The organism is Acidovorax sp. 56 (genome assembly GCF_002749705.1).
Taxonomy (GTDB): Bacteria; Pseudomonadota; Gammaproteobacteria; order Burkholderiales; family Burkholderiaceae_C; genus Acidovorax.
In genome coordinates, this window is record NZ_PEEV01000001.1 from 3,207,685 (window position 1) to 3,231,681 (window position 23,997).

General features: G+C 65.3%; 21 protein-coding genes. 6 read left to right on the top strand and 15 right to left on the bottom strand.

The features are described from left to right. Positions 1 to 10: 10 nt before the first annotated feature. Entirely contained in the window at positions 11 to 1,993 is a 1,983-nt protein-coding gene (locus tag CLU88_RS14240; RefSeq protein WP_099657151.1) for a sigma-54-dependent Fis family transcriptional regulator, read from the bottom strand. A gap of 328 nt (positions 1,994 to 2,321) precedes the next feature. Here CLU88_RS14240 and CLU88_RS14245 point away from each other — a divergent pair, with 328 nt between their 5' ends. The 4 genes from CLU88_RS14245 to CLU88_RS14260 all read left to right on the top strand — a co-directional run bounded on the left by CLU88_RS14245 (position 2,322) and on the right by CLU88_RS14260 (position 6,349). Continuing rightward, a complete protein-coding gene (locus tag CLU88_RS14245; RefSeq protein WP_099657152.1) occupies positions 2,322 to 3,845 on the top strand; it encodes an aldehyde dehydrogenase family protein in 1,524 nt (507 codons plus the stop codon). 257 nt (positions 3,846 to 4,102) lie between these two features. Next, a complete protein-coding gene (gene yiaY, locus CLU88_RS14250; RefSeq protein ID WP_099657153.1) occupies positions 4,103 to 5,257 on the top strand; it encodes an L-threonine dehydrogenase in 1,155 nt (384 codons plus the stop codon). 13 nt (positions 5,258 to 5,270) lie between these two features. Continuing rightward, a complete protein-coding gene (locus CLU88_RS14255; RefSeq protein WP_099658887.1) occupies positions 5,271 to 5,681 on the top strand; it encodes a DUF779 domain-containing protein in 411 nt (136 codons plus the stop codon). Positions 5,682 to 5,902: 221 nt separating this feature from the next. Further along, on the top strand, positions 5,903 to 6,349 hold the full coding sequence (locus CLU88_RS14260; RefSeq protein WP_099657154.1) for an acyl-CoA thioesterase: 447 nt from the start codon (positions 5,903 to 5,905) through the stop codon (positions 6,347 to 6,349). Positions 6,350 to 6,424: 75 nt separating this feature from the next. On the opposite strand, the gene CLU88_RS14265 is transcribed toward CLU88_RS14260, so the two are convergent. The 10 genes from CLU88_RS14265 to def all read right to left on the bottom strand — a co-directional run bounded on the left by CLU88_RS14265 (position 6,425) and on the right by def (position 15,359). Then, a complete protein-coding gene (locus tag CLU88_RS14265; protein WP_233205470.1) occupies positions 6,425 to 7,417 on the bottom strand; it encodes a succinylglutamate desuccinylase/aspartoacylase family protein in 993 nt (330 codons plus the stop codon). An 8-nt stretch (positions 7,418 to 7,425) separates the two neighbouring features. Then, complete coding sequence (locus tag CLU88_RS14270; protein ID WP_099658889.1) at positions 7,426 to 8,421, bottom strand: tripartite tricarboxylate transporter substrate binding protein; 996 nt, start codon at positions 8,419 to 8,421, stop codon at positions 7,426 to 7,428. 199 nt (positions 8,422 to 8,620) lie between these two features. Further along, the gene (locus CLU88_RS14275; protein ID WP_099657155.1) at positions 8,621 to 9,517 is read right to left on the bottom strand and encodes a LysR family transcriptional regulator; all 897 of its coding nucleotides are present in this window, start codon (positions 9,515 to 9,517) and stop codon (positions 8,621 to 8,623) included. Positions 9,518 to 9,593: 76 nt separating this feature from the next. Further along, positions 9,594 to 10,421, bottom strand: coding sequence for an orotidine-5'-phosphate decarboxylase (gene pyrF, locus CLU88_RS14280; RefSeq protein ID WP_099657156.1), 828 nt, complete (start codon positions 10,419 to 10,421; stop codon positions 9,594 to 9,596). Between the two features lie 257 nt (positions 10,422 to 10,678). Further along, positions 10,679 to 11,875, bottom strand: coding sequence for a phosphoglycerate kinase (locus tag CLU88_RS14285; RefSeq protein WP_099657157.1), 1,197 nt, complete (start codon positions 11,873 to 11,875; stop codon positions 10,679 to 10,681). Positions 11,876 to 12,056: 181 nt separating this feature from the next. Next, positions 12,057 to 12,392 (bottom strand): AzlD domain-containing protein, encoded by a 336-nt coding sequence (locus CLU88_RS14290; protein WP_099657158.1) that lies wholly within the window; start codon positions 12,390 to 12,392, stop codon positions 12,057 to 12,059. Then, positions 12,389 to 13,186 carry an AzlC family ABC transporter permease gene (locus tag CLU88_RS14295; RefSeq protein WP_099657159.1) on the bottom strand — a complete coding sequence of 266 codons (798 nt, stop codon included), beginning with the start codon at positions 13,184 to 13,186 and terminating at the stop codon, positions 12,389 to 12,391. Before CLU88_RS14295 ends, CLU88_RS14290 begins: the two co-directional genes overlap by 4 nt. 29 nt (positions 13,187 to 13,215) lie before the next feature. Further along, the gene (gene fmt, locus CLU88_RS14300; RefSeq protein ID WP_099657160.1) at positions 13,216 to 14,193 is read right to left on the bottom strand and encodes a methionyl-tRNA formyltransferase; all 978 of its coding nucleotides are present in this window, start codon (positions 14,191 to 14,193) and stop codon (positions 13,216 to 13,218) included. A gap of 93 nt (positions 14,194 to 14,286) precedes the next feature. Further along, positions 14,287 to 14,853, bottom strand: coding sequence for a hypothetical protein (locus CLU88_RS14305; protein ID WP_099657161.1), 567 nt, complete (start codon positions 14,851 to 14,853; stop codon positions 14,287 to 14,289). Beyond that, on the bottom strand, positions 14,850 to 15,359 hold the full coding sequence (gene def / locus CLU88_RS14310) for a peptide deformylase (protein ID WP_099657162.1): 510 nt from the start codon (positions 15,357 to 15,359) through the stop codon (positions 14,850 to 14,852). Before def ends, CLU88_RS14305 begins: the two co-directional genes overlap by 4 nt. Before the next feature lie 199 nt (positions 15,360 to 15,558). Here def and CLU88_RS14315 point away from each other — a divergent pair, with 199 nt between their 5' ends. Next, entirely contained in the window at positions 15,559 to 16,761 is a 1,203-nt protein-coding gene (locus CLU88_RS14315; RefSeq protein WP_099657163.1) for a LysM peptidoglycan-binding domain-containing protein, read from the top strand. 97 nt (positions 16,762 to 16,858) lie between these two features. Next, entirely contained in the window at positions 16,859 to 18,019 is a 1,161-nt protein-coding gene (gene dprA, locus CLU88_RS14320) for a DNA-processing protein DprA (RefSeq protein WP_099657164.1), read from the top strand. Positions 18,020 to 18,102: 83 nt separating this feature from the next. On the opposite strand, the gene CLU88_RS14325 is transcribed toward dprA, so the two are convergent. From CLU88_RS14325 to yajC, 4 genes are all read right to left on the bottom strand, one after another. After that, positions 18,103 to 20,496, bottom strand: coding sequence for a DUF1631 family protein (locus CLU88_RS14325; RefSeq protein ID WP_099657165.1), 2,394 nt, complete (start codon positions 20,494 to 20,496; stop codon positions 18,103 to 18,105). 17 nt (positions 20,497 to 20,513) lie between these two features. After that, positions 20,514 to 21,467, bottom strand: a complete 954-nt coding sequence (gene secF / locus CLU88_RS14330) for a protein translocase subunit SecF (RefSeq protein ID WP_099657166.1) — start codon at positions 21,465 to 21,467, stop codon at positions 20,514 to 20,516. 12 nt (positions 21,468 to 21,479) lie between these two features. Further along, on the bottom strand, positions 21,480 to 23,366 hold the full coding sequence (gene secD / locus CLU88_RS14335; RefSeq protein ID WP_099657167.1) for a protein translocase subunit SecD: 1,887 nt from the start codon (positions 23,364 to 23,366) through the stop codon (positions 21,480 to 21,482). Between the two features lie 109 nt (positions 23,367 to 23,475). Beyond that, on the bottom strand, positions 23,476 to 23,811 hold the full coding sequence (gene yajC / locus CLU88_RS14340) for a preprotein translocase subunit YajC (protein WP_099657168.1): 336 nt from the start codon (positions 23,809 to 23,811) through the stop codon (positions 23,476 to 23,478). Positions 23,812 to 23,997 lie beyond the last annotated feature (186 nt).

Genomic DNA, 23,997 nt, shown 5'->3' on the forward strand with positions numbered 1-23,997 from the left:
TAGCAAACGATCAATGCACGCGCGCTGCCAGCTTGCGGTACAGCGTTTGGCGGCTGATGCCAAGCTGGCGGGCGGCCTGGGACACGTTGCCGCGTGCGCTTTGCAGGGCCTGGTCGATGGCGGCGCTGGAGAGTTGCTGCAGGCTGAGCAGCGCTGGGGCATGCCCGTGCACATGCCTTTGCAGGGGCTGGTACGGAGCTTGGGGAGCCGCCGCTGCAGACACGGGCGAGGCCACCGTTTGCAGCGCCTGCACGATGTCGTCACCCAGGTGCTCCCAGCCCAGCTGGTCTTCGCCCTCGGCCAGCATGGCGCAGGCAGTGCGCAGCACGCTGGCGTATTGGCGCAGGTTGCCGGGCCAGGGGTGAGCGGCCAGGCGCTGCAGCAAGGCGGGGGCCAGGTGCACGGGGTGGGGCAGGCCCTGTTCGGCAGCCAGCTCGGCCAGCAAGTGGGTGGTGAGGGCGTCAAAGTCGCTGCGCTCGCGCAGGGCGGGCAATTGCACCGTCAGGCCGTTCAAGCGGTAGTACAAATCGTGCCGAAAACGCCCCTGCTCGGCCGCCTGCAGCAGCTGGCAGTGCGTGGCGCTGATGAGGCAAAAGTCCACCGGCACGGCCTGGCCTGCGCCCACGGGCGTCACGCTGCGGTCTTGCAGCACACGCAGCAGGCGGGTTTGCAGGGCCAGGGGCATGTCGCCGATTTCATCGAGAAACAGCGTGCCGCCGTGGGCCTGGCGCAGGCGGCCCAGGCTGCCTTCTTTGCGGGCGCCGGTGAAGGCGCCTGCCACATGGCCAAACAGCTCGGATTCGATCAGGTGCTCGGGGATGGCCGCACAGTTGATGGCCACAAAGGGGCCGCTGCTGCGCGGGCCGCTGGCGTGCAGGGCGCGGGCAAACACTTCCTTGCCCACGCCCGATTCGCCCTGGATGAGCACCGGGATGGGCTTGCCCACCACGCGGCGGGCCTTGTCGGCAGCGGCGCGCCAGCGGGCGTCGCCCGTGTCGAGCCGGGCCAGGGCATCGTCCGGCACGGCCGCCGTGGGGACGCTGGCGCTGGGCTTGTGCACGGCAGGCCAGGCAGCGGCGTCCAGTTGCACCTGGGCATACAGCAAGGCCCCGCCGCGCAAGCGCAGCGCCTGGGGCTGCTGGGGGCGACGGTGGTGCTGCGAGAGCAGGTCATCGAGCCGCACGTCGGCCACCCGCTCCAGCAAGGTGGCGCCCAGGTCGCCCGTGTGCAGGCCCAGCTGGGCCAGGGCCACGCGGTTGGCGCCCACGATCCAGCCGTCGGCCGACACGGCAACGATGCCTTCGGCCACGCTGCCAATGCCCTCGGGCTCGCGGTGCAGGTGCAGGCGGATGTTGCGCGTGCAGGTGGCCACCAGCAGGCGGTTTTCGATCATGCGGGCGGCGGTGCTGACCAGGCCCAGGGTGTGGGCGTGGCCGTTGCGGTGGTCGCCCGAGATGTCGAGGATGCCCAGCAGCTCGCCCGTGGCCGAGAGGATGGGCGAGGCCGCGCAGGTGAGAAAGCTGTTGCGCTCCAGAAAATGCTCGCCGCCATGCACCTCCACCGCGTTGCCCTCGGCCAGCGCGGTGCCGATGGCGTTGGTGCCCCGGTGGGCCTCGTGCCACGAGGCGCCGCAGGTCAGCGCCACGCGCTCGGCCTTGTCGATGAAGCCAGGGCTGCCCAGCGTGTGCATGAGCATGCCCGCACGGTCGGCCAGCACCACCACGCTGTGGCTGTGGCGCACCTGGTCGAACAGGTATTCCATGATGGGGCGCGAGTGGGTGAGCAGGCTGTGGTTGCCCGCCATGGCCTGGCGCAGGTCACCGGGGCTGGGCAGGTCGGCCATGGCGCGCCCGGTGGGGGCCAGGCCTGCGGCCACGCTGCGCCGCCAGGAGCGGGCCAGCCGCTCGTCTACCACGCCACTGGGGCAATGGCCGTGTTCCAGCAAATGTCGCCGGGCCTGTTGCAAGGCCAGCAGGGGGGATGTGGTGCGCACGCTGTCTCCTGAGCGGGCCTCATGGCGTCCCGCTTCAAGGGGCAGTATGGCCGGGCCTGGGGGGCAGGGCAATAGCGTTTGCACAGGGGGTGTTCCAACTGTTCCATTTCGTGACAGGTGTTCTGTATTGGAACGTAACGCGGTGGCCGGGTGGCACCCACACAGCGCCCCTGGAAGCCAAAAATCCAATGGAATCAAGGGCTTGCCTGCCTAGCCCGGCGCAGCCAATGGCTGGCATGGGTCTTGTATAGGACCTGACATCTGCCTGCCGCAACCGCCTGCCGAAATGCGAGCAGCAGATGCCAACAACACCTACAGGAGACACCGCATGACCGTTTACGCAGCCCCCGGCGCCGCTGGCGCCAAGATCGCCTACAAGTCCCAGTACAACAACTTCATCGGCGGCAAGTTCGTGGCCCCGGTCAAGGGCCAGTACTTTGATGTGATCTCGCCGGTCAACGGCAAGGTCTACACCCAGGCCGCCCGCTCCACCGCCGAAGACATCGAACTGGCACTGGACGCCGCCCACGCCGCGGCCGATGCCTGGGGCAAGACCGACGCCGCCACGCGCGGCAACATCCTGCTGAAAATTGCCGACCGCATCGAGCAAAACCTGGAGCTGCTGGCCTACGCCGAAACCGTGGACAACGGCAAGGCCATCCGCGAGACGCTGAACGCCGACATTCCGCTCACCGTGGACCACTTCCGCTACTTTGCGGGCTGCGTGCGCGCGCAAGAAGGGGCGTTGTCCAACATCGACGAGAACACCGTGGCGTACCACATCCAGGAGCCGCTGGGCGTGGTGGGCCAGATCATTCCGTGGAACTTCCCCATCCTGATGGCCGCGTGGAAGCTGGCACCGGCCCTGGGTGCAGGCAACTGCGTGGTGCTCAAGCCCGCAGAGTCCACGCCCATTTCCATCCTCATCCTGGCCGAGCTGATTGCCGACCTGCTGCCGCCCGGTGTGCTCAACATCGTCAACGGCTTTGGGCGCGAGGCAGGCATGCCGCTGGCCACCAGCAAGCGCATTGCCAAGATTGCGTTCACCGGATCGACCAGCACGGGCCGCGTGATTGCCCAGGCTGCCGCCAACAACCTGATTCCTGCCACGCTGGAGCTGGGTGGCAAGAGCCCCAACATCTTCTTTGCCGACATCATGGACAAGGACGATGCGTTTCTGGACAAGGCCATCGAAGGCCTGGTGCTGTTTGCGTTCAACCAGGGCGAGGTCTGCACCTGCCCATCGCGCGCCATCATTCAAGAATCGATCTACGACAAGTTCATGGAACGTGTCTTGAAGCGCGTGGCCGCCATCAAGCACCAGAACCCGCTCGACACCGACAGCATGATGGGCGCGCAGGCCAGCAAGGAACAGCTCACCAAGATCCTGAGTTACCTGGACCTGGGCAAGCAAGAAGGCGCTGAAGTGCTGGCCGGCGGCGGCCAGGCCCACCTGGGTGGTGACCTGGAAGGCGGCTACTACGTGCAGCCCACGCTGTTCAAGGGTCACAACAAGATGCGCATCTTCCAGGAAGAAATCTTCGGCCCCGTGCTGGCCGTGACCACCTTCAAGGACGAGGCCGAAGCGCTGGCGATTGCCAACGACACGCTGTATGGCCTGGGCGCCGGTGTGTGGAGCCGCAACGGCAACGTGGCCTACCGCATGGGCCGCGCCATCAAGGCCGGGCGGGTGTGGACCAACTGCTACCACGCCTACCCGGCGCACGCAGCGTTTGGCGGCTACAAGGAATCGGGCATTGGCCGCGAGACCCACAAGATGATGCTGGACCACTACCAGCAGACCAAGAACCTCTTGGTGAGCTACAGCGAGAACAAGCTGGGCTTCTTTTGAGCCCATTTGACGAGGGTCAACGGAAGGCCTGAGCCCCCCGCTTTGCCAGACCACAGCGGGCGTACGATTTTGGCAAAGCAATCCCTGCCTTGGGCGCTGAGACCTGCTTCTCACGCCCTGGGCCGACCGCCCCGCCACCCGCATGGCGGACGCGGACCGACCCGCAGCGCCCCAAGGCAAGGGCATGCCCCGCCCTGCTGCGCACACACCGACCCGACCCTTTCCCCATACCTATAGCGATACCAAGGAGGTTCACGATGACCAGTACGTTCTTCATGCCCAGTGTCAACATCATGGGCGCAGGCTGCCTGCAAGAGGCCATGGCGGCCCTGAAAGGCCACGGCTTTCGCAAGGCGCTGATCGTTACCGATGCCGTGCTCAGCAAGCTCGGCGTGGCGGCGCGCATCCAGGCCCAGCTGGCCGGGCAGCAGATTGCCTCGGTGGTGTTTGACGGCACCCAGCCCAACCCCACGGTGGGCAATGTGCGCGCCGGGCTGGCGCAGCTCAAGGCCGAGCAGTGCGACTTTGTGATCTCGCTGGGCGGCGGCTCGCCCCACGACTGCGCCAAGGGCATTGCCCTGTGCGCCACCAACGGCGGCGAGATTGCCGACTACGAAGGCGTGGACCGCTCTGCCAAGCCGCAACTGCCCCTGGTGGCCATCAACACCACGGCGGGCACCGCCAGCGAGATGACGCGCTTTTGCATCATCACCGACGAGACGCGCCACATCAAGATGGCCATCGTGGACCGCAACGTCACGCCCATCCTGTCCGTCAACGACCCCGAGCTGATGCTGGCCAAGCCCAAGGGCCTGACAGCCGCCACCGGCATGGATGCGTTGACCCACGCGGTGGAGGCCTACGTGTCCACCGCCGCCACGCCCATCACCGATGCCTGCGCATTGAAGGCGGTAGAGCTGATTGCCCGCAACCTGCGCACCGCTGTGGCCCAGGGTGACAACCTGCCCGCCCGCGAGCAGATGGCGTACGCGCAGTTCCTGGCGGGCATGGCGTTCAACAACGCATCGCTGGGCTATGTGCATGCCATGGCGCACCAGCTGGGCGGCTTTTATGACCTGCCACACGGCGTGTGCAATGCGCTGCTGCTGCCACATGTGGAGGCGTTCAACGTGCCCACATCGGCCGCACGCCTGCGCGATGTGGCGCATGCCATGGGCGTGGAGGTGCAGGGGCTGGACGCCGAAGCGGGCGCACAGGCCTGCCTGACCGCCATCCGCCAGCTGGCGCTGGACATTGGCATCCCCAAGTGCCTGAGCGACCTAGGCGTGAAGGAGGCCGACATTCCGCTGCTGGCCACCAACGCGCTCAAGGATGCGTGTGGCCTGACCAACCCGCGCACGGCCACGCAGGCCGACATCGAAGGCATCTTCCGCGGGGCCATGACGGCCTGACGCCATGAAGGCCATGGACGCCGCCACGGCAACCCAGGGCACCCCACCACCCCCACGGGTGGTGGCCACGCCTGCTGCACTGGAGCTGGTGGCCTTGCTGCAGGCCAAGCATGGCCAGGACTTGATGTTCCACCAAAGTGGCGGCTGCTGCGACAACAGCGCCGCCAACTGCTACCTGCCCGGCGAGATCACCATGGGTGCGGGCGATGTGTACCTGGGTGACATTGGGGGCTGCCGGTTCTACATCGGCAAAGCCCAGTACGAGACTTGGAAGCACACGCAGCTCATCATCGATGTGCTCGACGGGCATGGCGGCGGCACCTTCTCGCTGGAGGGGCCGGAGGGCAAGGCATTCCACACAAGGTCGCGGGTGTTCACGGCGGCTGAGCTGGCAGCGCTGGGCATCAGCGCGCCAGGGCCCTGACGTCCAAAGGCATCACAGCCAAAACAGGCTCTAGCGCTTTATCAACAAGCGCTAGCAGCTATATATTTAATAGCAATTACCAGACTGTGCCCTGCGGGATGCGCGGGGTATCGCTACAAAAGGTCACTTTCAAGATCGCAACGGCGGGCACAAATCCAGGGCACTCATGAATAATGGGGCGGATTGAGAACTCTTTCGCTCCACCCGAGCCAAGCGCCCCCATGACCACCACCTCGACCATCCTGCGTTTTCTGGCGGAATCTTCCGCAGACAGCCCCGGCGGCCGCGTGTCGGCAGGCGTGGTCATGAAGTGGATTGACGAAGCCGCCAACGTGGTGGCCAACCAGTGGGCCAAGAGCCCCTGCGTGGCCGCCAGTTACGGCAGACTGCGCTTCATGCACCCGGTGGTGGGTGGTGCCATGGTCGAGGTCGAGGCCCGCCTGGCCTACACCGGCACCACCAGCATGAACATCTTCATCGAAGTGCGCAGCGGCCCACAGCCAGGCGAGGCCTACCAGGAAGTGACCCACTGCGTGGCCGTCTTCGTCTCGCCCGACGACACCGGCACCCCCCGGCCCGTAGACAAGTGGACCCCCGAAACCCCCGGTGACATGGCCTTGGCCCAACTGGTGCGGGGTCAGATAGAGGCGGGACGCCCGGGCCACTGAGACACGCCAGCGCCAAACGCACCGCCCCCATAGACGCGGCAGCCGCGCTGGCCGCCCCGCAGATTCAATGCCCGGTCACAGCAACGTGCGCTGCGCGAACCGCACCACCGTCACGCCCGCGCGCGCCTGCCGGACCGAGGGCATCACCAGCACACAGTTGTCATAAGGGGTGGTGACAGGCACCCCATCGTTGTCACCGATCACGGTGCCAGCCTTTTCAAACAGTTCCAGGCCCGTGTAAGGCGCCACAAACCGGAACGCGCTGCTGGTGGCCACCACCGGGCCGGTCACCTCCAGCGCCCACTGCCGGGGCGCATCGGGCATGCGCCAGCCCGGCAGTTGCTGCGCCAGCGCCTGTGCACCGACCACGCCAGACTGCTCGATGAACCGCACGCACTGGTCCTGGGCCACCTGCAGGCTGGCCGGGTCGCCATGAAAGCCGCACTCGATCAGCAACGAACGGGTGTCACCGGCCTCGGCATCGGGCAGGCCGAAGCGGCCGTAGTCGCGCATGCGCACACCGTCTTTGTGGCCCGCGTCCACCACGATGTGCTCGGGCGAGCGCATGGCATGCGCCAGCGCCAGGTTGCGCGGCTGCACGCCGGTGAGCAGCAGCGGGGCCGAGGGCTCGTGCATGGAGTGGATATCGAGCAGCCAGTCGGCCTGCTGCACAAACGGCCGCAGCGCAGCGGCGCGGCGGCGCTCACGGGTGTCGCCCGCGTCGATGCGTTCGTTGAGCCACTGGCGGTTGAGGTCTTCGTCGGTGAAACGCGAGGCATCGTGCTGGCTGGCATCGAAGCGGTCAAACGCATCGAGGTTGCAAAACGCCAGCGTGAGGCGGCCCTGCTCGGGCCGCACACCCGCCTCCAGCAGGCCCTTGAGGGCCCAGGCGCCACACAGCTCGTTGCCGTGCACCAGCGCGCTGACCATGGTGCTGCGGCCGGGCTTGCCGCTGTCAAAGTGCCAAACCCCCTCGACCCCGGTGTTGCCAGCGCGCCAGGCGCTGATGTCGGGGACTGGCAGTGAAAAGCCGGGCGATGCGGCGGTGGTGTCCATGCGTGTGCTCATGTGGGCGGTCATTCTTCGATCTTGGCGAACTGCACGATCTTCTGGTACTTGGCGATTTCGCTGGCGATGTACTTGTCGGTATCGGTGGCGGGGGAGGCCACGACAGAGCCGGTGGCTTCCATCTTCTTGCGGAAGTCGGGCGACTGCAGCATGTCGGTCAGCGCCTTGCGCAGCTTTTCGTGGATGGGCTTGGGCAGGTTGGCCGGTGCCATCAGCGCAAACCACACACCGATGTCCACATTCTTGAACTGGGGCAGTTCGGCCAGGGCCGGAATGTCGGGCGTGATGGGCGAGCGCTTGGCCTCGGTGGTGCCCAGGGCAATCACCTTGCCGCTTTTGATGTGGGGCAGGCCGCTGGAGAGGACGAACACGCCAAACTCCAGGTTGTTGCCCACCAGATCGTTGGTCAGCGGGGCCACGCCGCGGTAGGGAATGTGCGTCATGAACAGCTTGCCCTGGTCTTTGAGCATCTCACCCGCCAGGTGCAGCGAGGTGCCCACGCCCGAGCTGCCGTAGCTGAATTTGCCAGGGTTCTTGGCGACCAGCTGCGTGAACTCGGCCGCATTCTTGACGCCCGAGGCGGGCGAGGCCACCAGCACCAGCGGCTGCGACGCCACCAGCCCGATGGCGGTGAAGTCCTTGATGTCGTACTTGACCTTTTTGGTGACCAGCTTGTTGATGGCCAGCTCGTTGCTGGCGCCCACCAGCAGCGTGTAGCCATCGGGCTGGGCATTGGCCACCTTTTGCGCGCCAATCGCGCCGCCCGCACCGCCAAGGTTCTCGATCACCACCGGCTGGCCCAGGCGGGTGGACAGCTCGGTGCCCACCATGCGGCCCATCAGGTCGGTGCTGCCGCCGGGCGGGTACGCCACGACGATGGTGATGGGCTTGGTGGGGTAGGCTGGTGCCTGGGCCCAGGCCGCGGATACGGCGGCGGCACACGCCAGTGCACCGGCAACACATCGGACAAGCCCCTGGCGGCGGGCAATAGAGAGAGGACGCATCGTGTTTCCTTGTGTGGGGTGGTAGTGCCCCATTGTCCGAATCGCCGCCCCTCCATGTGGTGCCTAAATGGCACGAGACGGTGCATTTTTGGCACCGGAATCTCCTGGCCGCCGGTTGTTCTGCTGCCCCTCAGCAACTGATGCACTGTCCTGCGGGTCCACGCACCCTCTGCGCAGGCGACCGCGCAACTGCGCTGTATCAGCGGCGCGCAATCGTGGACCAGAGCACCTCTGCCAGCGTGCTGAGCCGGCGCTTGGGGCGGTACAGCCGCACATCGAACTTCACCTCCAGGCTCTTGTCACCGGCAGGCGCCAAAAGGCCCGACTTGCAGTCGCCATGCACCATGGACCAAGGCAGCCAGGACACCCCCAAACCTTTGCGCACGTACTCGTAGTTCGCATCGGGCGAGTCACATTCCACCAACCGCTGCAGGCTGCTGGCCTGGGGGTGGTGGGCCAGCAGGTCCTCCACCAAACGCCCCAGCGCGAGCGTGCGGCCAAACGCGATATACGGCACCGCTGTGCTGCCCGCACCCAGCCGATAGCGCGGAGCGCCATGCGCATCTGCCAGGGCTATGGGCAAGAGCCGGTCAGTGGCAAGGGCGACATGCAAAAACTGTCGCCCATCCAAAGGCACCGTCAGCGAGAGGTGGTGGTAGAGGATGGCGAAATCTGCCACGCCCTGCTGCAAGTCTTGCACCGCATCGGCCAGCGCGCGGGTGAGGATGCGCAGCTCCCCATCGGCCAGATGGGGCCGCAAACGCACCAGCCAGTCGGCCACCACGGTGCGCGCCAAGGTGCGGCCTGTGGCCAGCGTGACGGTGCGGGCCTGACGGCCTGCAATGGCCATCAGCTCATCGTGCGACTGGGCCAGGTTGCGCGCCATTTGCTCGGCCGTGTCCACAAAGGCCTGGCCTGCGGCGGTGAGCCGCACCGGGCCGCCGCCACGCTCGATCAGCGGCGTTCCGGCCCAGGCCTCGAGCGCGCGGATGCGGCGCCCAAAGGCCGGGTGCGTGACGTGGCGTATCTCTGCGGCGCGGGTGAAGCTGCGCTCCTGCGCCAGCACGGCAAAGTCCTCCAGCCATTTCAGTTGCATGGGCAAGGCACCTGGGGGCAACGCACAAGGGCTGGCGCTGGAGGGGGTGGAAGGGGCACAGCCTGCGGCCGGGGGCTCAGGCGCTGCGCGCGGCCTCCAGCACAGCGCGGGTGCGCTGCGCTTCGGCACGGGCGGCCGCGCCAAAGTCAGCGCCCTGCGATGCATAGAGCACGGCACGGGACGAGTTGACGATGATGGGCCCATCGCTGCGCAGGCCTGCGCGCACAGTGGCCACGGCATCGCCGCCCTGCGCGCCCACGCCGGGGATGAGCAGGGGCAGCGTGGGCGCAATGCTGCGCACGCGTTCAATCTCTTGCGGGTAGGTGGCGCCCACCACCAGGCCGAGCTGTCCGTTCAGGTTCCAGGGGCCTTGGGCCAGCTTGGCGATGTGTTCGTACACCAGGGGCTGGCCGTCGATGCTGGCCAGGCGCTGGTTTTGCAGATCGTCGCCACCAGGGTTGGAGGTGCGGCACAGCAAGAATGCGCCCTTGCCGTGGTAGGCCAGGTAGGGCTCGATGGAGTCAAAGCCCATGAAGGGCGAGAGCGTGACGGCGTCGGCGCCGTAGCGCTCGAACGCTTCCTTGGCGTACTGCTGCGCGGTGGAGCCGATGTCGCCGCGCTTGGCGTCCAGAATCACCGGCACCTTCGGCGCTGTGCGGCGCATGTGCTCCATCAGGCGTTCGAGTTGGTCTTCGGCCCGGTAGGCGGCAAAGTAGGCAATCTGCGGCTTGAAGGAGCAGACCAGATCGGCTGTGGCATCGACGATGGCTGCGCAGAAGTCGTAAATCTTGCTGGCGTCGCCCTTCATGTGGGCGGGGAAGCGGGAGGGCTCAGGGTCCAGGCCCACGCACAGCATGGATTGGTTTTGCGTGGTGGCAGTGCGCAGTGTGTCGATGAAGGTCATGGGGGGTGATTTTAGGTGGGTGCCGCTGAAATGGGCGTCGGGTGGGTCTGCCCATGAAAAAGGCCACCCCGCAGGGTGGCCCTTAGAACCTGTTGACGATCTTTTCGGGGATCGCATTGGAGTGCAATCGGGATGAGTGGATGCAACGGGTGCGCCGCATAGGCTCGTGCCCATGCAAGCAGCCGGGGCGTCAAAACTCCAAATTCATCGGCCCGATTTCACTCCAACCCTTCGGGCAAGTGACTTGCCGGGCGGTCTTAGTTTCCAGCTGCGCGCTTTTCCAGAATCTCGAAGGCGGGCAGGGTCTTGCCTTCCAGCACCTCCAGGAAAGCACCGCCGCCGGTGGAGATGTAACCCACCTGCTTGTCGATGCCGTACTTGGCAATGGCGGCCAGCGTGTCGCCACCGCCCGCAATGCTGAAGGCGGGCGACTCGGCAATGGCCTTGGCGAGTTGCTTGGTGCCGTTTTCAAAGGCGGCAAACTCAAACACGCCCACGGGGCCGTTCCAGACGATGGTGCCTGCGGACTTGAGCTGTGCCGCCAGGCGGGCCGCAGTCTCGGGGCCGATGTCCAGGATCATGTCGTCTGCCGCCACATCGGTGGCGGCCTTCACGGTGGCGGGGGCGTCGGCTGCGAAGGTCTTGGCGACCACCACGTCGGTAGGGATCGGGACCTCAGCGCCACGGGCCTTCATCGCGGCCATCACGGACTTGGCGGCGTCCAGCAGGTCGGGCTCGGCCAGGCTCTTGCCGATGGGCAGGCCTGCGGCAAGCATGAAGGTGTTGGCAATGCCGCCGCCGACGATGAGCTGGTCCACCTTATCGGCCAGGCTTTGCAAGATGGTGAGCTTGGTCGACACCTTGGAGCCCGCCACGATGGCGGCCAGGGGGCGCTGGGGCTGGGCCAGGGCCTTGGTCAGGGCGTCAATCTCAGCCGACAGCAGCGGGCCGGCGCAGGCTATGGGGGCGTACTGCGCGATGCCGTAGGTGGTGCCTTCGGCGCGGTGGGCGGTGCCAAAGGCGTCGTTCACGAAGATGTCACAGAGTGCGGCCAGCTTGCGGGCCAGCTCTTCCTTGTTCTTCTTCTCGCCCACGTTCAGGCGGCAGTTTTCCAGCAGCACGATCTGGCCGGGGGCCACTTGCACGCCGTCCACCCAGTTGGCAACCAGCGGAACCTCACGGCCCAGCAGCTCGGCCAGGCGTTTGGCCACGGGGGCCAGAGAGTCTTCGGGTTTGAACTCGCCTTCGGTCGGGCGGCCCAGGTGGCTGGTCACCATCACAGCGGCACCGGCGTCCAGCGCCATGCGGATGGCGGGGATGGAAGCACGGATGCGGGTGTCTTCAGTGATATTGCCAGCGTCGTCTTGCGGCACGTTCAGGTCGGCACGGATGAAGACGCGCTGGTTGCGGGCCTTGCCCTGGGCGCACAGATCGGAAAAGCGAAGGATGTTCATAGCAGAGGTGTAAAGGGAAAGGAGGGCTCTCGCGGCGGCCATTTTAGTAACCGCAGCAGAGGGGCCCCCCGGTCTGTGCCAGTGCACCCGTGGAACTGGCTTTGCCAGGCCACCGGGTGCGTCCCCCTCCCGCGAAGCGAGAGAGGGGGAGGCGCCGAAGGCGACCCAGGGGGTGCTATTCCTACCAGCCCCAGCCGATGTGCAGCGGCAGGTACACCGCCATACCCACCACGATGGTGCCCAGGATGCCGCGCTTCCAGAAGTAGTAGGCACTGGCCAGGACCACGGCGGGCAAGCGGGCGTCCTGGAAGGTCTGGATGAATTCGCCGTGGGCCATGAAGATCTCGGGCGCAATCACGGCCGACAGCGCGGCCAGCGGGGCGTATTTGAGGCCGCGCTTGAGCCAGTCGGGCAGCGCCATCTCGCGCTCGGGGATCATGAAGAACGACCGCGACACCACGGTGATGACAGCCAGCCCCAGGATGGCGATGACGGGTTCAACCCAGGACCAGTTCATGGATGGCGCTCCTCGCGCACGGGCACGACGTCGCCGTCGCGCACATGCTGTTTTTCGTCCGCAGGCAGTTTTTCGTTGGCAGGCACCAGCAGCAGCTCGGGGTGGCGGCGGCGATGCTCCACCGCTTCGATCATCAGCCCCACGGCCACGGCGGCGGCAATGGCCACCAGGATGTTGAGCTTGAGCGGCAGCGCAAAGGCGGCGATGGCCGCCGTGGCCGCCACGCCCGTGGCCAGCCAGGTGGCGCGGTCAAACAGCAGTGACAGCAGCACCCCCAACAGCGCCAGCACGCCCGCAAACCCGAGGCCCCAGGACAGCGGCACCACATTGGCCAGCGCAATGCCCAACAGCGACGGCACTTGCCATGCCAGCCAGTTGGTGCAGGCGGCCCCGGCAAAGTAAGGCACTTGGTCAGGCTCGGGGGTTTGCGCCGGAAAGCGCTTCATGAACGCCACAAAGATCACGTCGCCGCTGAAGTAGCCAATCACCAGGCGCCAGCGCCGTGGCAGGTGGGCAAAGTAGTTGCGCCACATGCTGCTGAAGATGACGAAGCGCAGGTTCACACACGCGGCCGTGAGCCACACCACCCACAGCGGCGCGCCCACCGTGAGCAACGGGATGACGGCCAGTTGCGCGCTGCCCGCGTACACCACCAGCGACATGAACACTGCCATGGGCAGCGACATGCCACTCTTGATCATGGCCACCCCGGTGACCAGCCCCCAGGCGCCAATGCCCAGCGAGGTGCCCGCCATGTCTTTGGCGGCCATGCGAAAGGACGGGTGGCGCACCATGGCCCCCCAGGTGGATGGGGTTGCGGTGCTCACGCCGCCCCCGCGCCAGCGCCCAGCACCTGCCCCACCGGCAGCGGAAAGCCGCGCAAGAAATCAGCCACGGGCAGGCGCTTGCCCCCCGCACGCTGCAAGGTGGTGAGGCGCAGGGCGCCGTCGCCGCAAGCCACCGTCACGCCCTCGGGGCCTGATGCCAAAATCTGGCCGTAGCGCTCATTAGATAAGCGCGAGCAGCTATTAATTTCATAGCTCCATACCTTGATAGCCTCGCCCTGCAAATGGGTGCTGGCGCCCGGAAACGGGTCGAACGCCCGGATGCGCTGGCCAATGGCCGCAGCAGGCAAAGACCAGTCGATTTCGCTCTCGGCCTTTTCAATCTTGTGGGCGTAGGTAACGCCCTCAGCAGGCTGGGGCACGGGCTGCAGGCCACCACAGGCGGCCAGTTCCAGGGCTTCCACAATCATGCGACCGCCCAGGGTGGCCAGGCGGTCGTGCAGCACGGCGGTGGTGTCGGTGGCGGCAATGGGGGTTTTCTCCAGCAGCAGCATGTCACCCGTGTCCAGGCCTGCGTCCATCTGCATGATGGTGACGCCGGTTTGTGCATCGCCCGCCTCGATCGCCCGGTGGATGGGCGCTGCGCCGCGCCAACGTGGCAGCACGCTGGCGTGGATGTTGAGGCAGCCTTTGGCGGGCAAATCCAGCACCCACTGCGGCAGGATCAGCCCGTAGGCGGCCACCACCATCACATCGGCCTGGGCGGCCAGCAGGGCCTCGCGCGCGGCAGCGGCGTCTTCGGGGTACTTGCCGTCCAGCCGCAGGCTGCGCGGCTGGGCCACGGCAATGCCATGCTCCAGCGCGCACTGTTTGACGAGCGATGCCTGCAGCTTCATGCCGCGCCCGGCGGGGCGGTCAGGCTGCGTCAGCACCAACGGCACGGTAAAGCCTGCCGCCAACAAACGGTCCAGGGCCACGCGGGCAAATTCGGGGGTGCCGGCAAAAATCACTCTCATGGGGTATCTCTCGCAATACGGGTCAGCGGGGCAACAGCCCTCTGGGGTCGGTGGCGCAGCAAAAAGCGGCCCGATGGGGCCGCCGGGCCACCGTCAAGGGCGGTCGTCTGGGGCGTTGGAAACATCGTCCACAAACAGCACCTGCCGCACGGTGCCCGAGGGGTCGATATGGATGTAGGCGAAGCGGGGGTCGGACAACTGGGTGAAGCGGTAGACCCAGACCTCCCCGTCAAAGCGGGCGACCCGGTCTACGCGCTGCGGGGTGCCCAGCCAGTAGCGCACATCGGCCACAGTCCATTGCCCGATGGGAATCTGCTCCAGCCACTGCTGGGTGAGCGCCGCAGCGTTGGCCACCAAGCGGCCAGCGGCATCAAAGTCCAGGTTGTAGACCTGAACGCCAGCGGGCAGCTCGGAGTACTGCCAACGCTCCCCGCCCTCGGCCCGGGGGTACACCGCCGTGGGTTGGCCCAGCCGCTGGGCCACCTCTTGGCGCGAGGCACCCAGGGGTTCTTTGGCCGGGCTGGCGCAGCCCACCAGCAAGGCACAGGCAACGCCCAGTCCACACAGCGCAACCGCGGATGCCCACCGCTGCGCACACAAAACCATGCGCGCGCGCAGTGCCCGCACCCCCACATGGATGCTGGGCACCTGGGTATTCACTCGCGATTACCTCGCTGCTGTTTGACCATTTTGGTCTTGATGCGATTGCGTTTGAGGGGAGAGAGATATTCCACAAACACCTTGCCCAGCAAATGGTCCATCTCGTGCTGAATACACACAGCGAGAAGGCCATCGGCTTGCACGGTGTGCGTCTGGCCTTTTTCATTCAAGGCTTTGACATGCACGCTGCTAGAACGCTCGACACCGTCGTAAATACCCGGCACAGACAGGCAGCCTTCATCGCCCACTTGCTTTTCAGGGCTGGCCCAGGTGATTTCAGGGTTGATGAGCACCAGCGGCTGATCGCGCTCTTCAGAGACGTCGATCACCACCACGCGCTCATGCACGTCAATTTGCGTAGCGGCCAGGCCAATGCCGTGGGCGTCGTACATGGTGGCCAGCATATCGGCCACCAGGGTTTGGATGCGCTCGTCCACCGCAGCAACAGGCTTGGCCACCTTGTGCAGGCGTGGATCGGGGTAACAGAGAATAGGAAGAATTGCCATGAAACCAGGTAATAAGTGTCGCTATTTTCGCCACTTTTGAGCAAAGGCGCTGCCCAGCAGGCCAATATTCGTTGCCGAATCAAGGGCTTGAGCAGAGAATCTGAGATGATTTGTAATGGTTCTGCTTGGCCACTCGCCTGATATGGGTGGCCGGGCGTCAGTGAGGGGGCGTTTCTCAATGCATCAAAAAAGGAAAAACATGATGACTTTCTCCAGCGCGCAGCGAACAGCCTTGGGTGCGCTGACAGTCATTGCCGCAGCTTTGGCATGCACGCCCGCCTTGGCACAAAAGTACCCGATTTCCGATGCCCAGCGCAGCACCGCGCAACAGGTGTCAGAGAAGGGCATCCCGATCTCCGAGTTGGCCCCCAACGCCCCTGACACCTACGTCGTCAAGCGCGGCGATACGCTGTGGGACATCTCCAAGATGTACCTCAAGAGCCCATGGCGCTGGCCTGAGCTGTGGGGCATGAACCTCAAGGCCCTGCCCAATCCCCACCTGATCTTCCCCGGACAAGCGCTGTACCTGGACAAGTCCGACGGCTATGCGCGCCTGCGCACCCAGCCCGTGGGCGGCTCCGACACCGTGCGCCTGTCGCCCCGCACACGCACCGACAGCCTGGCCAGCCTGGCCCTGCCCACCCTCCAATCGCACCTGATTGCGCCCTTCCTGGTCGAGCCCCTGGTGGCCGATGCCGCCACCATTGAGCAAGCGCCCCGACTGGTGGCTACGACCGACCAGCGCGTACTGATGGCCGCAGGCGATCGTGTGTACGCACGCGGCAGCGCCAATGCCCAGTTGAGCACCAAGGCGGGCAACCCCCGCAGCTTCCGCGTGTTCCGCGATGCCGTGGCACTGAAGGACCCCGTGTCGGGTGAAATCCTGGGCTACGAAGCGCGCTACCTAGGCAATGCCGAACTGGCCCGCAGCGAAACCGTGGAAGAAGTCAGCGACGGCAAGGGCAAGGTCAAGCAAGAGTTGGTGCCAGCCACCGTGGACATCACGGCCACCAAGGAAGAGATTCGCGCAGGCGACCGCATGCTTCCTGAGCCCGGCCGTAACTTCAAGAACTACATTCCCCACGAGCCACAAACCAACGTGAACGCCCGCGTGGTGTCCATTTATGGCTCCTCCAACGTGGCGGTGGCTGGGCAAAACCAGGTCGTGGCCATCAACATGGGCTCCACCCAAGGCATTGAGCCAGGGCATGTGCTGACCTTGCTGACCAAAGGCGACCTCGTCAAGGACGTGACCGGCGACGGCAAGCCAATGATCAAGCTGCCCAGCGAACACAACGGCTTGGCCATGGTGTTCTTGACCTTTGACAAGGTTTCGTACGCACTGCTGCTGGAAGTGCGCACTGGCGTGCAAGTGGGCGACCGACTGGTCAACCCACAGTAAACGCAGCCCAGCCTGCGATCGATCACGCTGCAACGGGGCCTTCGGGCCCCGTTTTGCATCGCCCCCATACAAACCTTCCAACCCTCATTGGCCAACTATGGACCGGGACGAACTGGGCGCATGGCTACGGCTTGCCACCACCAAAGGCATTGGCAACCAGGCTGCGCGCAAGCTGCTGGCGGCCTTTGGCCTGCCTGCGGGCATCTTTGCCCAACCTGAAGCAGTCCTGGGCCAGTGGGTAACGCCGCGCCAGGCCCAAGCACTGAGCACGCCGCCCGCCGAGTGGCCGGATTTGCTGGAGAAGACCTGGCAGTGGCTGCAAGCGACCGACACCCCCGAAGGCGTGGCCCGGGACATCATCACCCTGGGGGACCGGCGCTTTCCCCAGAGAATGCTGGACACCGAGGACCCGCCCCTGATGCTGTACGTGATGGGCGCCCAAGCCCTGGTGCAAGGCACCCCCTTCAGCGAGGGTCAATGCCTGGCCGTGGTGGGCAGCCGCAACCCCACGGCACAGGGGGCAGACAACGCCTACCAATTTGCCAAAGCACTGCGCGCGGCGGGGCTGACCATCGTGTCTGGCCTGGCACTGGGCGTAGATGCCGCCGCGCATGAAGGGGCCTTGGCCGATGTAGTGCCGGGCGATGGCTCAGAGCAGGCCGCCACCATCGCCATCGTGGGCACAGGACTGGACCGCGTCTACCCCAGCAAACATCTGGCACTGGCCCACCGCATTGCCCGGCACGGCCTGCTGGTCAGCGAATACCCGCTGGGCACCCCGCCCTTGGCAGGCAACTTCCCCAAGCGCAATCGCATCATTTCCGGCCTATCGCAAGGCACCCTGGTGGTCGAGGCCGCATTGGCCTCAGGCTCGCTGATCACGGCCCGCATGGCATCCGAGCAAGGCCGGGAAGTGTTCGCTATTCCGGGCTCCATCCACGCACCCCAATCGCGGGGCTGCCACGCACTGATCAAGCAAGGCGCCAAGCTGGTCGAGTCGGCCCAAGATGTTCTGGAAGAGTGCCGATGGTCTGCAGCCCCGCGCTCACCCGAAGCGGTGGCTGGCGAGGCACCGCCAGTAGCCGCCGAAAGCCCGCTGCTGCAGGCCATGGGCTACGACCCGGTCGGGCTGGATGCGCTGGTCAGCCGCACAGGCCTAGACACGGCCAGCCTGCAAGTGCAGCTGCTGGAATTGGAGTTGGACGGTGCCATCGCCCGGCTGCCCGGCGCATTGTTTCAGCGCATGGGGCGCGGCTAGGCGCCGCTCAAAGCAGGCAGAAGCCTGTGCGGTGTGACAGGGCACTCACTGCCAGCTGCGTGCACGCAGGCTGGCTGGCTGGCTCAGTCAAGCAGGCGCTCAGGGTTGGCGTCCAGCTTGGCCAGGGCGTCGCGGGTGGCACGCATGGTGAGCCCCTCTTCGTCCTGCGCCACCAGCAGGCCGGTCTGCAGATAGGCCGCCAGCCGGTGCAGCTGGATCAGGTAGCTGCTGCCATCGACGGCAGCAAACAGATGCAACTGCTTGCGCTTGCTCTGCCACGCATACTGCACCTGGGCCGAAGACCCGTTGTGGTCCAGCGTGTACCAGGTACCGGGTTTGAGGTCCTGGGCCCAGGCCACCATGGCATCGTCCACCGGGGCGCCATTGTCGGCAATCACGAAGATCGAGGATGCGTCGATGCCCAGCATCATTTCGATGCTTTCGGAATTGAGCGGCATGTCGCCCAGCGTGGCATCGTTGATGAAGTCTTCCAAATTGGCCAAGCGCTTGGACATGGCCTCGATGTGCGCTTGCGGAATGCTCGCCGTCTTGGACAAAAATGCTTCGGCCAGGGTGTCCGTCAGCACCTTGATGCCCGCATCCTGCTCAGCCCCTGTCACACCAATCAGCGTCAGCCCTTGGCGCAGGCGCTGCAGCAGACCCGGCAGTTGCTGGATCACCAGCGAGCGGTCGGTGCGATTGGGCTTGGCGCTGGCGGCCCACACCAGATCGGCTGCGGTCTGCTTGAACATCACCGTGTCCGCATGCTGCGCACCATCGCGCACCGCAGACAAGGCCAGCACCTCGGCCCAGGTCTTGAAGAGGAATTCACGGATCTCATCGCGCACCGGCATGTCGCGCAGCATGGTCCGCAGTTCGATGGTGTATTGGATGGCCAGCGTCTCACGCTGCTCCACCTGCTGGGCCACGCTCACCAGGCGCGACGTGGCCTGCTTTTCGGTCAGGAACTTGGAGAGGAATTTCTCAAACTCTTCGTACACCAGCTGGAACACACGGCGCCCGGTCTCGGGGTACTGCTCAATCACCTGCACCACCCGGCGGATTTCTGCCTCCAACGCGCTGCCGTTGATGGCCGTGGCGTCAAAGCCCATGACGCAAGCGCCCATGCGGTCAATCAGTTGCCGTGCAGGGTGGTCCAGGTTGCTGAAAAACTCGGGCTCTGCCAGGGCCACCCGCAACACCGGCACCTGCAAGCGCGCAAACCACACCCGCACGGCGGGTGGAATGCGGTCTTCGGCCAGGATGCTCTGGAACATCAGCGCCACCACCTCAATGATGGCCTTTTCGCCCGGGGTGACGGCTTTTTTCTTGAGCTCGACCGAGCGTTCGCGCACGGCACCAGCCACCTGCACCACGGCAGCGGGACTGTAATCTTCCATGAGAGTGGCTACGCCGCTGTAATACGTGTCTGCCTGAACCCGCTGCGCAGACAAGGCGTGTGCCAAGGCAGCGGAGGCTGGTGGAGCCTTGACCATGTCAAAACCGGTCGCTGGCTGGGTCAATAGCTTGCGCAACTGGCCCATCACCCCTTGCGCACGCTGGCGGGCACGGATCAACGGCGTCATGCCCGTGGCGGCGCCGTAGCCTCCGCCCACCATGCCCGGGTGGGGCGCCATGTACTGCCCTTGCTGGGGGGGCATCATGGGGCGCTGTTGCAAAGGCTCGCCCCGGCCAGATGCCGGGCCACCCCATCGCCCGCTCGGCGCACCTTGCATGCCCGCCATGGCATCACGCGACTGGGCCAGCGCCTGGGAGGCCAAACCGCCCGCCCCGGAGGATTCAGCCCCCCCGCCCACGCCACCCGAAGCGGTGCGGCGCACGCGCCCCCGCATGTCCGTGGGCATGGCCACGCCTTGCTCCACATAAAACACGTTGACGGCCTGGTAGTGCTTTTGGACCTGCTTGGCCAGCTCGCGCTGCAGCGGGTCAACCACCGTGAGCAAATCGGTGCGGGGCAAGCCCGCATCCACCCATTGCTCCACCAGCTTCAGGCACACCGTCTCAACCCGCAGGATGTCGGTGCTGTCCATGTCCTGGCCCTCCAGCACCTGGGTGCGCTGGCGCAAGGAGTCAAACTGCTGGCTCACCTGCTCAGCCACCGTGATGGCCATGCGGGCGGCCACGATCTTGTTCTCCACCACATCGTCGCTGAGCAGCTCGAACTGGCTGCCCAGTACGGCCTGCCCCTGGCTGCTGCTGGAGTGGGGGGCCAGCGCATCGCGCCAGGTCTTGGCCGTGCGCTCCAGCCAGGCCGTGTGGTGTTGCTGGTACAGCAGCCAGGCGTCGCGCCGGGTCTGCATTTCACGCTGGGTGCCTGTTTGCGCCATAAGCGCCGACAGGAACTCGGTCACTGTCTTGTCCAGGTCCGGCAGACTGGTGCACAACCCCTCAACGAAACGCTGGCGCGCCTGGCGCGCCAGGCGGCGTTGCGCTACGAGAGAGTCGTTTGTCTGCATGCGTCAATATTACCGGGTCAGACGGCGGCTCCGGCATTGGGGTCATTGGGATCACCGGCCTCTTTGCGTGGACCCGACACCAGATCTTCGCGCTTGACACCCAGCCACATGGCAATGGCAGCCGCCACAAACACCGAGGAGTAGATACCAAACAAGATACCGATAGTCAACGCCATGGCAAAGTAGTGCAAGCTCGGGCCGCCAAAGAACAGCATCGACAGCACCATTGCCTCGGTCGAAGCGTGGGTGATGATGGTACGGCTCATCGTGCTGGTGATCGCGTGGTCAATCACCTCGTGCGTCGTCATCTTGCGGTACTTGCGGAAGGCTTCGCGGATACGGTCAAAAATCACGACCGACTCGTTGACCGAGTAGCCCAGCACCGCCAGCACGGCGGCCAGCACCGACAGCGAGAACTCCCACTGGAAGAACGCGAAGAAGCCCAGGATGATCACCACGTCGTGCAAGTTGGCGATGATGGCTGCCACGCCGAACTTCCACTCAAAGCGGAACGCCAGGTAGATCACGATGCCCAGCACCACCATGCCCAGCGCCATGAGGCCACCGTGCACCAGCTCATCGCCCACCTGCGGGCCCACAAACTCGGTGCGGCGCAGCACCACATTGGCATCACCAGCCTTCAGCGCTTGCAGCACCTGCTCGCTTTGCTGCGCGGATGTCACGCCCTTTTGCACAGGCAGGCGAATCAGCACGTCGCGGGGTGTGCCAAAGCTCTGCACCTGCACGTCGGTATAACCCAGGCCCGACACGGTGTCGCGCACCTTGGCCAGCTCAGCGGGCTGGCTGTAGGCCACTTCCATCACGGTGCCGCCCGTGAACTCCACCGACAGGTGCAACCCGCGGGAGAACAGGAAGAACACCGCCAGCGCAAAAGTGATGAAGGAGATCGCGTTGAAAACCAACGCGTGCTTCATGAAAGGGATGTCTTTTTTGATTCGGAAAAATTCCATGGCCGCTGCCCCTTAGTTCGTCTTGGCCACAGAAGTGCCGCTGGCCTCAGGCTTCCAGACCTGGCCGATGGAAACGCTCTTGAGCTTCTTCTGGCGGCCGTACCACAGGTTCACCAGACCGCGCGAGAAGAACACCGCCGAGAACATACTGGTCAAAATACCGATGCAGTGCACCACCGCAAACCCGCGCACAGGGCCCGAGCCAAAGGCCAGCAAGGCCAAGCCCGCGATCAGCGTGGTCACGTTCGAGTCCAAAATTGTGGCCCACGCCCGGTCATAACCGGTGTGGATGGCCGCCTGCGGTGCCACCCCGGCGCGCAGCTCTTCGCGCACGCGCTCGTTGATCAGCACGTTCGAGTCGATGGCCACACCGATGGCCAGCGCCATGGCGGCAATGCCAGGCAGCGTGAGCGTGGCCTGCAGCATGGACAAGATGGCCACCAGCAGCATCACATTCACCGCCAGCGCAATGCTGGAGATCACGCCAAACAGCAGGTAGTACACACACATGAACGCGGCAATGGCGGCCAGGCCCCACACCACGCTGTGGATACCACGCTCGATGTTGTCAGCGCCCAGCGTGGGGCCGATGGTGTATTCCTCAATGATTTCCATCGGCGCAGCCAGCGAGCCAGCGCGCAGCAGCAGCGCGGTGTTGTTGGCCTCGGCCGTCGTCATGCGGCCCGAAATCTGCACGCGGCCGCCACCGATTTCAGAGCGGATCACAGGCGCAGTCACCACTTCGCCCTTGCCCTTTTCAAACAGCACGATGGCCATGCGCTTGCCAATGTTCTCGCGCGTGATGTCGCGGAAAATGCGCGAGCCCTTGGCGTCCAGCGTCAGGTTCACGGTGGGCTCTTGCGTCTGGCCGTCAAAGCCAGGCTGGGCGTCGGTCAGGTTTTCGCCGGTCAGGATGACCTGCTTTTTCACGATCACGGACTGGCCGCTGCGCTCAGGGTAGCGCTCGGTGCCAAAGGGCACGGGGCCACGGCCTTGCTCGGCAGCGCGGGCTTCGGTGCTTTCTTCGACCATGCGCACTTCCAGCGTAGCGGTGCGGCCCAGAATGTCTTTGGCCTGTGCGGTGTCCTGCACGCCAGCCAGTTGCACCACGATGCGGTCCTGGCCTTGCTGCTGGATCACGGGCTCGGTCACGCCCAGTTCGTTGATCCGGTTGTGCAGCGTGACGATGTTCTGCTTGACGGCCTGCTCTTGCACCTTGCGTGCCGCCTCGGGCTTGATGCTGGCGCGCAGGCGCAAGCCATCGCCATCGGGCTGGCTCACCACCTGCAGGTCGGCAAACTGGTCGCTGATGAGGTTGCGCACCGTGGTCTGCGTGGCCTCGTCGGCCACCTTGATGTCGACGTTCTGGCCATCGCGCGAAATGCCGTTGTGGCGCACGTTCTTTTCGCGCAGCGCGGTGCGGATGTCACCAGCGTACGCCTCGGCCTTCTTGGTGAGGGCCGCTTGCATATCCACCTGCAGCATGAAGTGCACACCGCCCCGCAAGTCCAGCCCCAGGAACATAGGGCGGGCGCGGATGGCGCTGAGCCAGGCAGGAGTGCGCGAGACCTGGTTCAACGCCACCACAAAGCTCGGGTCGTTCGCATCGGGCACCAGGGCCTTCTGGATGGCGTCCTTGGCCTTGAGCTGGGTTTCCAGCGAGTCAAAGCGGGCACGCACCGAAGTGCCTTCCACCGCCACGCGCTCGGCCGTCAGGCTGGCAGCCGCCAGGGCCTGCTCCACCCGCTGCGCCACGTCGGCGTCAATTTTGACGCCGCTCTTGACCGCAGAGACCTGCACCGCAGGCGTTTCACCAAAGAAATTGGGCAGGCTGTACAAGGCACCCACCAGCAGCACGATCACCAGGATCGCCCACTTCCAGACCGGATATCGGTTCATGATCGCGCTCTTACCTCACGGAAAGCTATCGGGGCGGGCGGCGCCGTGGCCGCTGCCCCTGACGAAGGCTGGCAGCGACAACCGCTGCCACGCCCTGACTTCAGGTTCTTTACTTCACCGTGCCCTTGGGCAGCACTTGCACCACGGCGCTGCGCTGGATCTGCACTTCCACGTTGTTGGCGATTTCGATGTGCAGGAAGCCTTCGGACAGGCGTGTGACCTTGCCGATGATGCCGCCCGATGTGGCCACTTCGTCGCCCTTGGCGATGGCATCAATCATGGCGCGGTGCTCTTTTTGGCGCTTCATCTGGGGACGGATCATGACGAAGTACAACACCACGAACATCAGCACCAAAGGCAGCATGCCGGTCAGCGAAGACATCAGGTCGCCACCACCTGCAGCGGCGGCAGGAGCGGTCTGGGCAAAAGCAGAAGAAATAAACACGGCAGGGACTCCACAGCGGATGGTCAAAACGGTAGAAATTCCACACGGCCAGCGCCAGGGCGCCCGCCATGGGGTAACCGGGCATTGTATGCGGCACCCCGCCCAAGCCCAAGACCAGATGCGCCTGGGGGAGTTGGCGGGTGCCAGCGCTGCGCGCAATTCCAACAAAAATAGCTTCTAGCGCTT

What these genes read in the sequence shown, in the direction of transcription:
- CLU88_RS14245 (WP_099657152.1), top strand. Translation starts at nt 2,322, where the DNA reads ATGACCGTTTACGCAGCCCCCGGCGCCGCTGGCGCCAAGATCGCCTAC.
- yiaY (WP_099657153.1), top strand. Translation starts at nt 4,103, where the DNA reads ATGACCAGTACGTTCTTCATGCCCAGTGTCAACATCATGGGCGCAGGC.
- CLU88_RS14255 (WP_099658887.1), top strand. Translation starts at nt 5,271, where the DNA reads ATGGACGCCGCCACGGCAACCCAGGGCACCCCACCACCCCCACGGGTG.
- CLU88_RS14260 (WP_099657154.1), top strand. Translation starts at nt 5,903, where the DNA reads ATGACCACCACCTCGACCATCCTGCGTTTTCTGGCGGAATCTTCCGCA.
- CLU88_RS14265 (WP_233205470.1), bottom strand. Translation starts at nt 7,417, where the DNA reads ATGAGCACACGCATGGACACCACCGCCGCATCGCCCGGCTTTTCACTG.
- CLU88_RS14270 (WP_099658889.1), bottom strand. Translation starts at nt 8,421, where the DNA reads ATGCGTCCTCTCTCTATTGCCCGCCGCCAGGGGCTTGTCCGATGTGTT.
- CLU88_RS14275 (WP_099657155.1), bottom strand. Translation starts at nt 9,517, where the DNA reads ATGCAACTGAAATGGCTGGAGGACTTTGCCGTGCTGGCGCAGGAGCGC.
- pyrF (WP_099657156.1), bottom strand. Translation starts at nt 10,421, where the DNA reads ATGACCTTCATCGACACACTGCGCACTGCCACCACGCAAAACCAATCC.
- CLU88_RS14285 (WP_099657157.1), bottom strand. Translation starts at nt 11,875, where the DNA reads ATGAACATCCTTCGCTTTTCCGATCTGTGCGCCCAGGGCAAGGCCCGC.
- CLU88_RS14290 (WP_099657158.1), bottom strand. Translation starts at nt 12,392, where the DNA reads ATGAACTGGTCCTGGGTTGAACCCGTCATCGCCATCCTGGGGCTGGCT.
- CLU88_RS14295 (WP_099657159.1), bottom strand. Translation starts at nt 13,186, where the DNA reads ATGGTGCGCCACCCGTCCTTTCGCATGGCCGCCAAAGACATGGCGGGC.
- fmt (WP_099657160.1), bottom strand. Translation starts at nt 14,193, where the DNA reads ATGAGAGTGATTTTTGCCGGCACCCCCGAATTTGCCCGCGTGGCCCTG.
- def (WP_099657162.1), bottom strand. Translation starts at nt 15,359, where the DNA reads ATGGCAATTCTTCCTATTCTCTGTTACCCCGATCCACGCCTGCACAAG.
- CLU88_RS14315 (WP_099657163.1), top strand. Translation starts at nt 15,559, where the DNA reads ATGATGACTTTCTCCAGCGCGCAGCGAACAGCCTTGGGTGCGCTGACA.
- dprA (WP_099657164.1), top strand. Translation starts at nt 16,859, where the DNA reads ATGGACCGGGACGAACTGGGCGCATGGCTACGGCTTGCCACCACCAAA.
- CLU88_RS14325 (WP_099657165.1), bottom strand. Translation starts at nt 20,496, where the DNA reads ATGCAGACAAACGACTCTCTCGTAGCGCAACGCCGCCTGGCGCGCCAG.
- secF (WP_099657166.1), bottom strand. Translation starts at nt 21,467, where the DNA reads ATGGAATTTTTCCGAATCAAAAAAGACATCCCTTTCATGAAGCACGCG.
- secD (WP_099657167.1), bottom strand. Translation starts at nt 23,366, where the DNA reads ATGAACCGATATCCGGTCTGGAAGTGGGCGATCCTGGTGATCGTGCTG.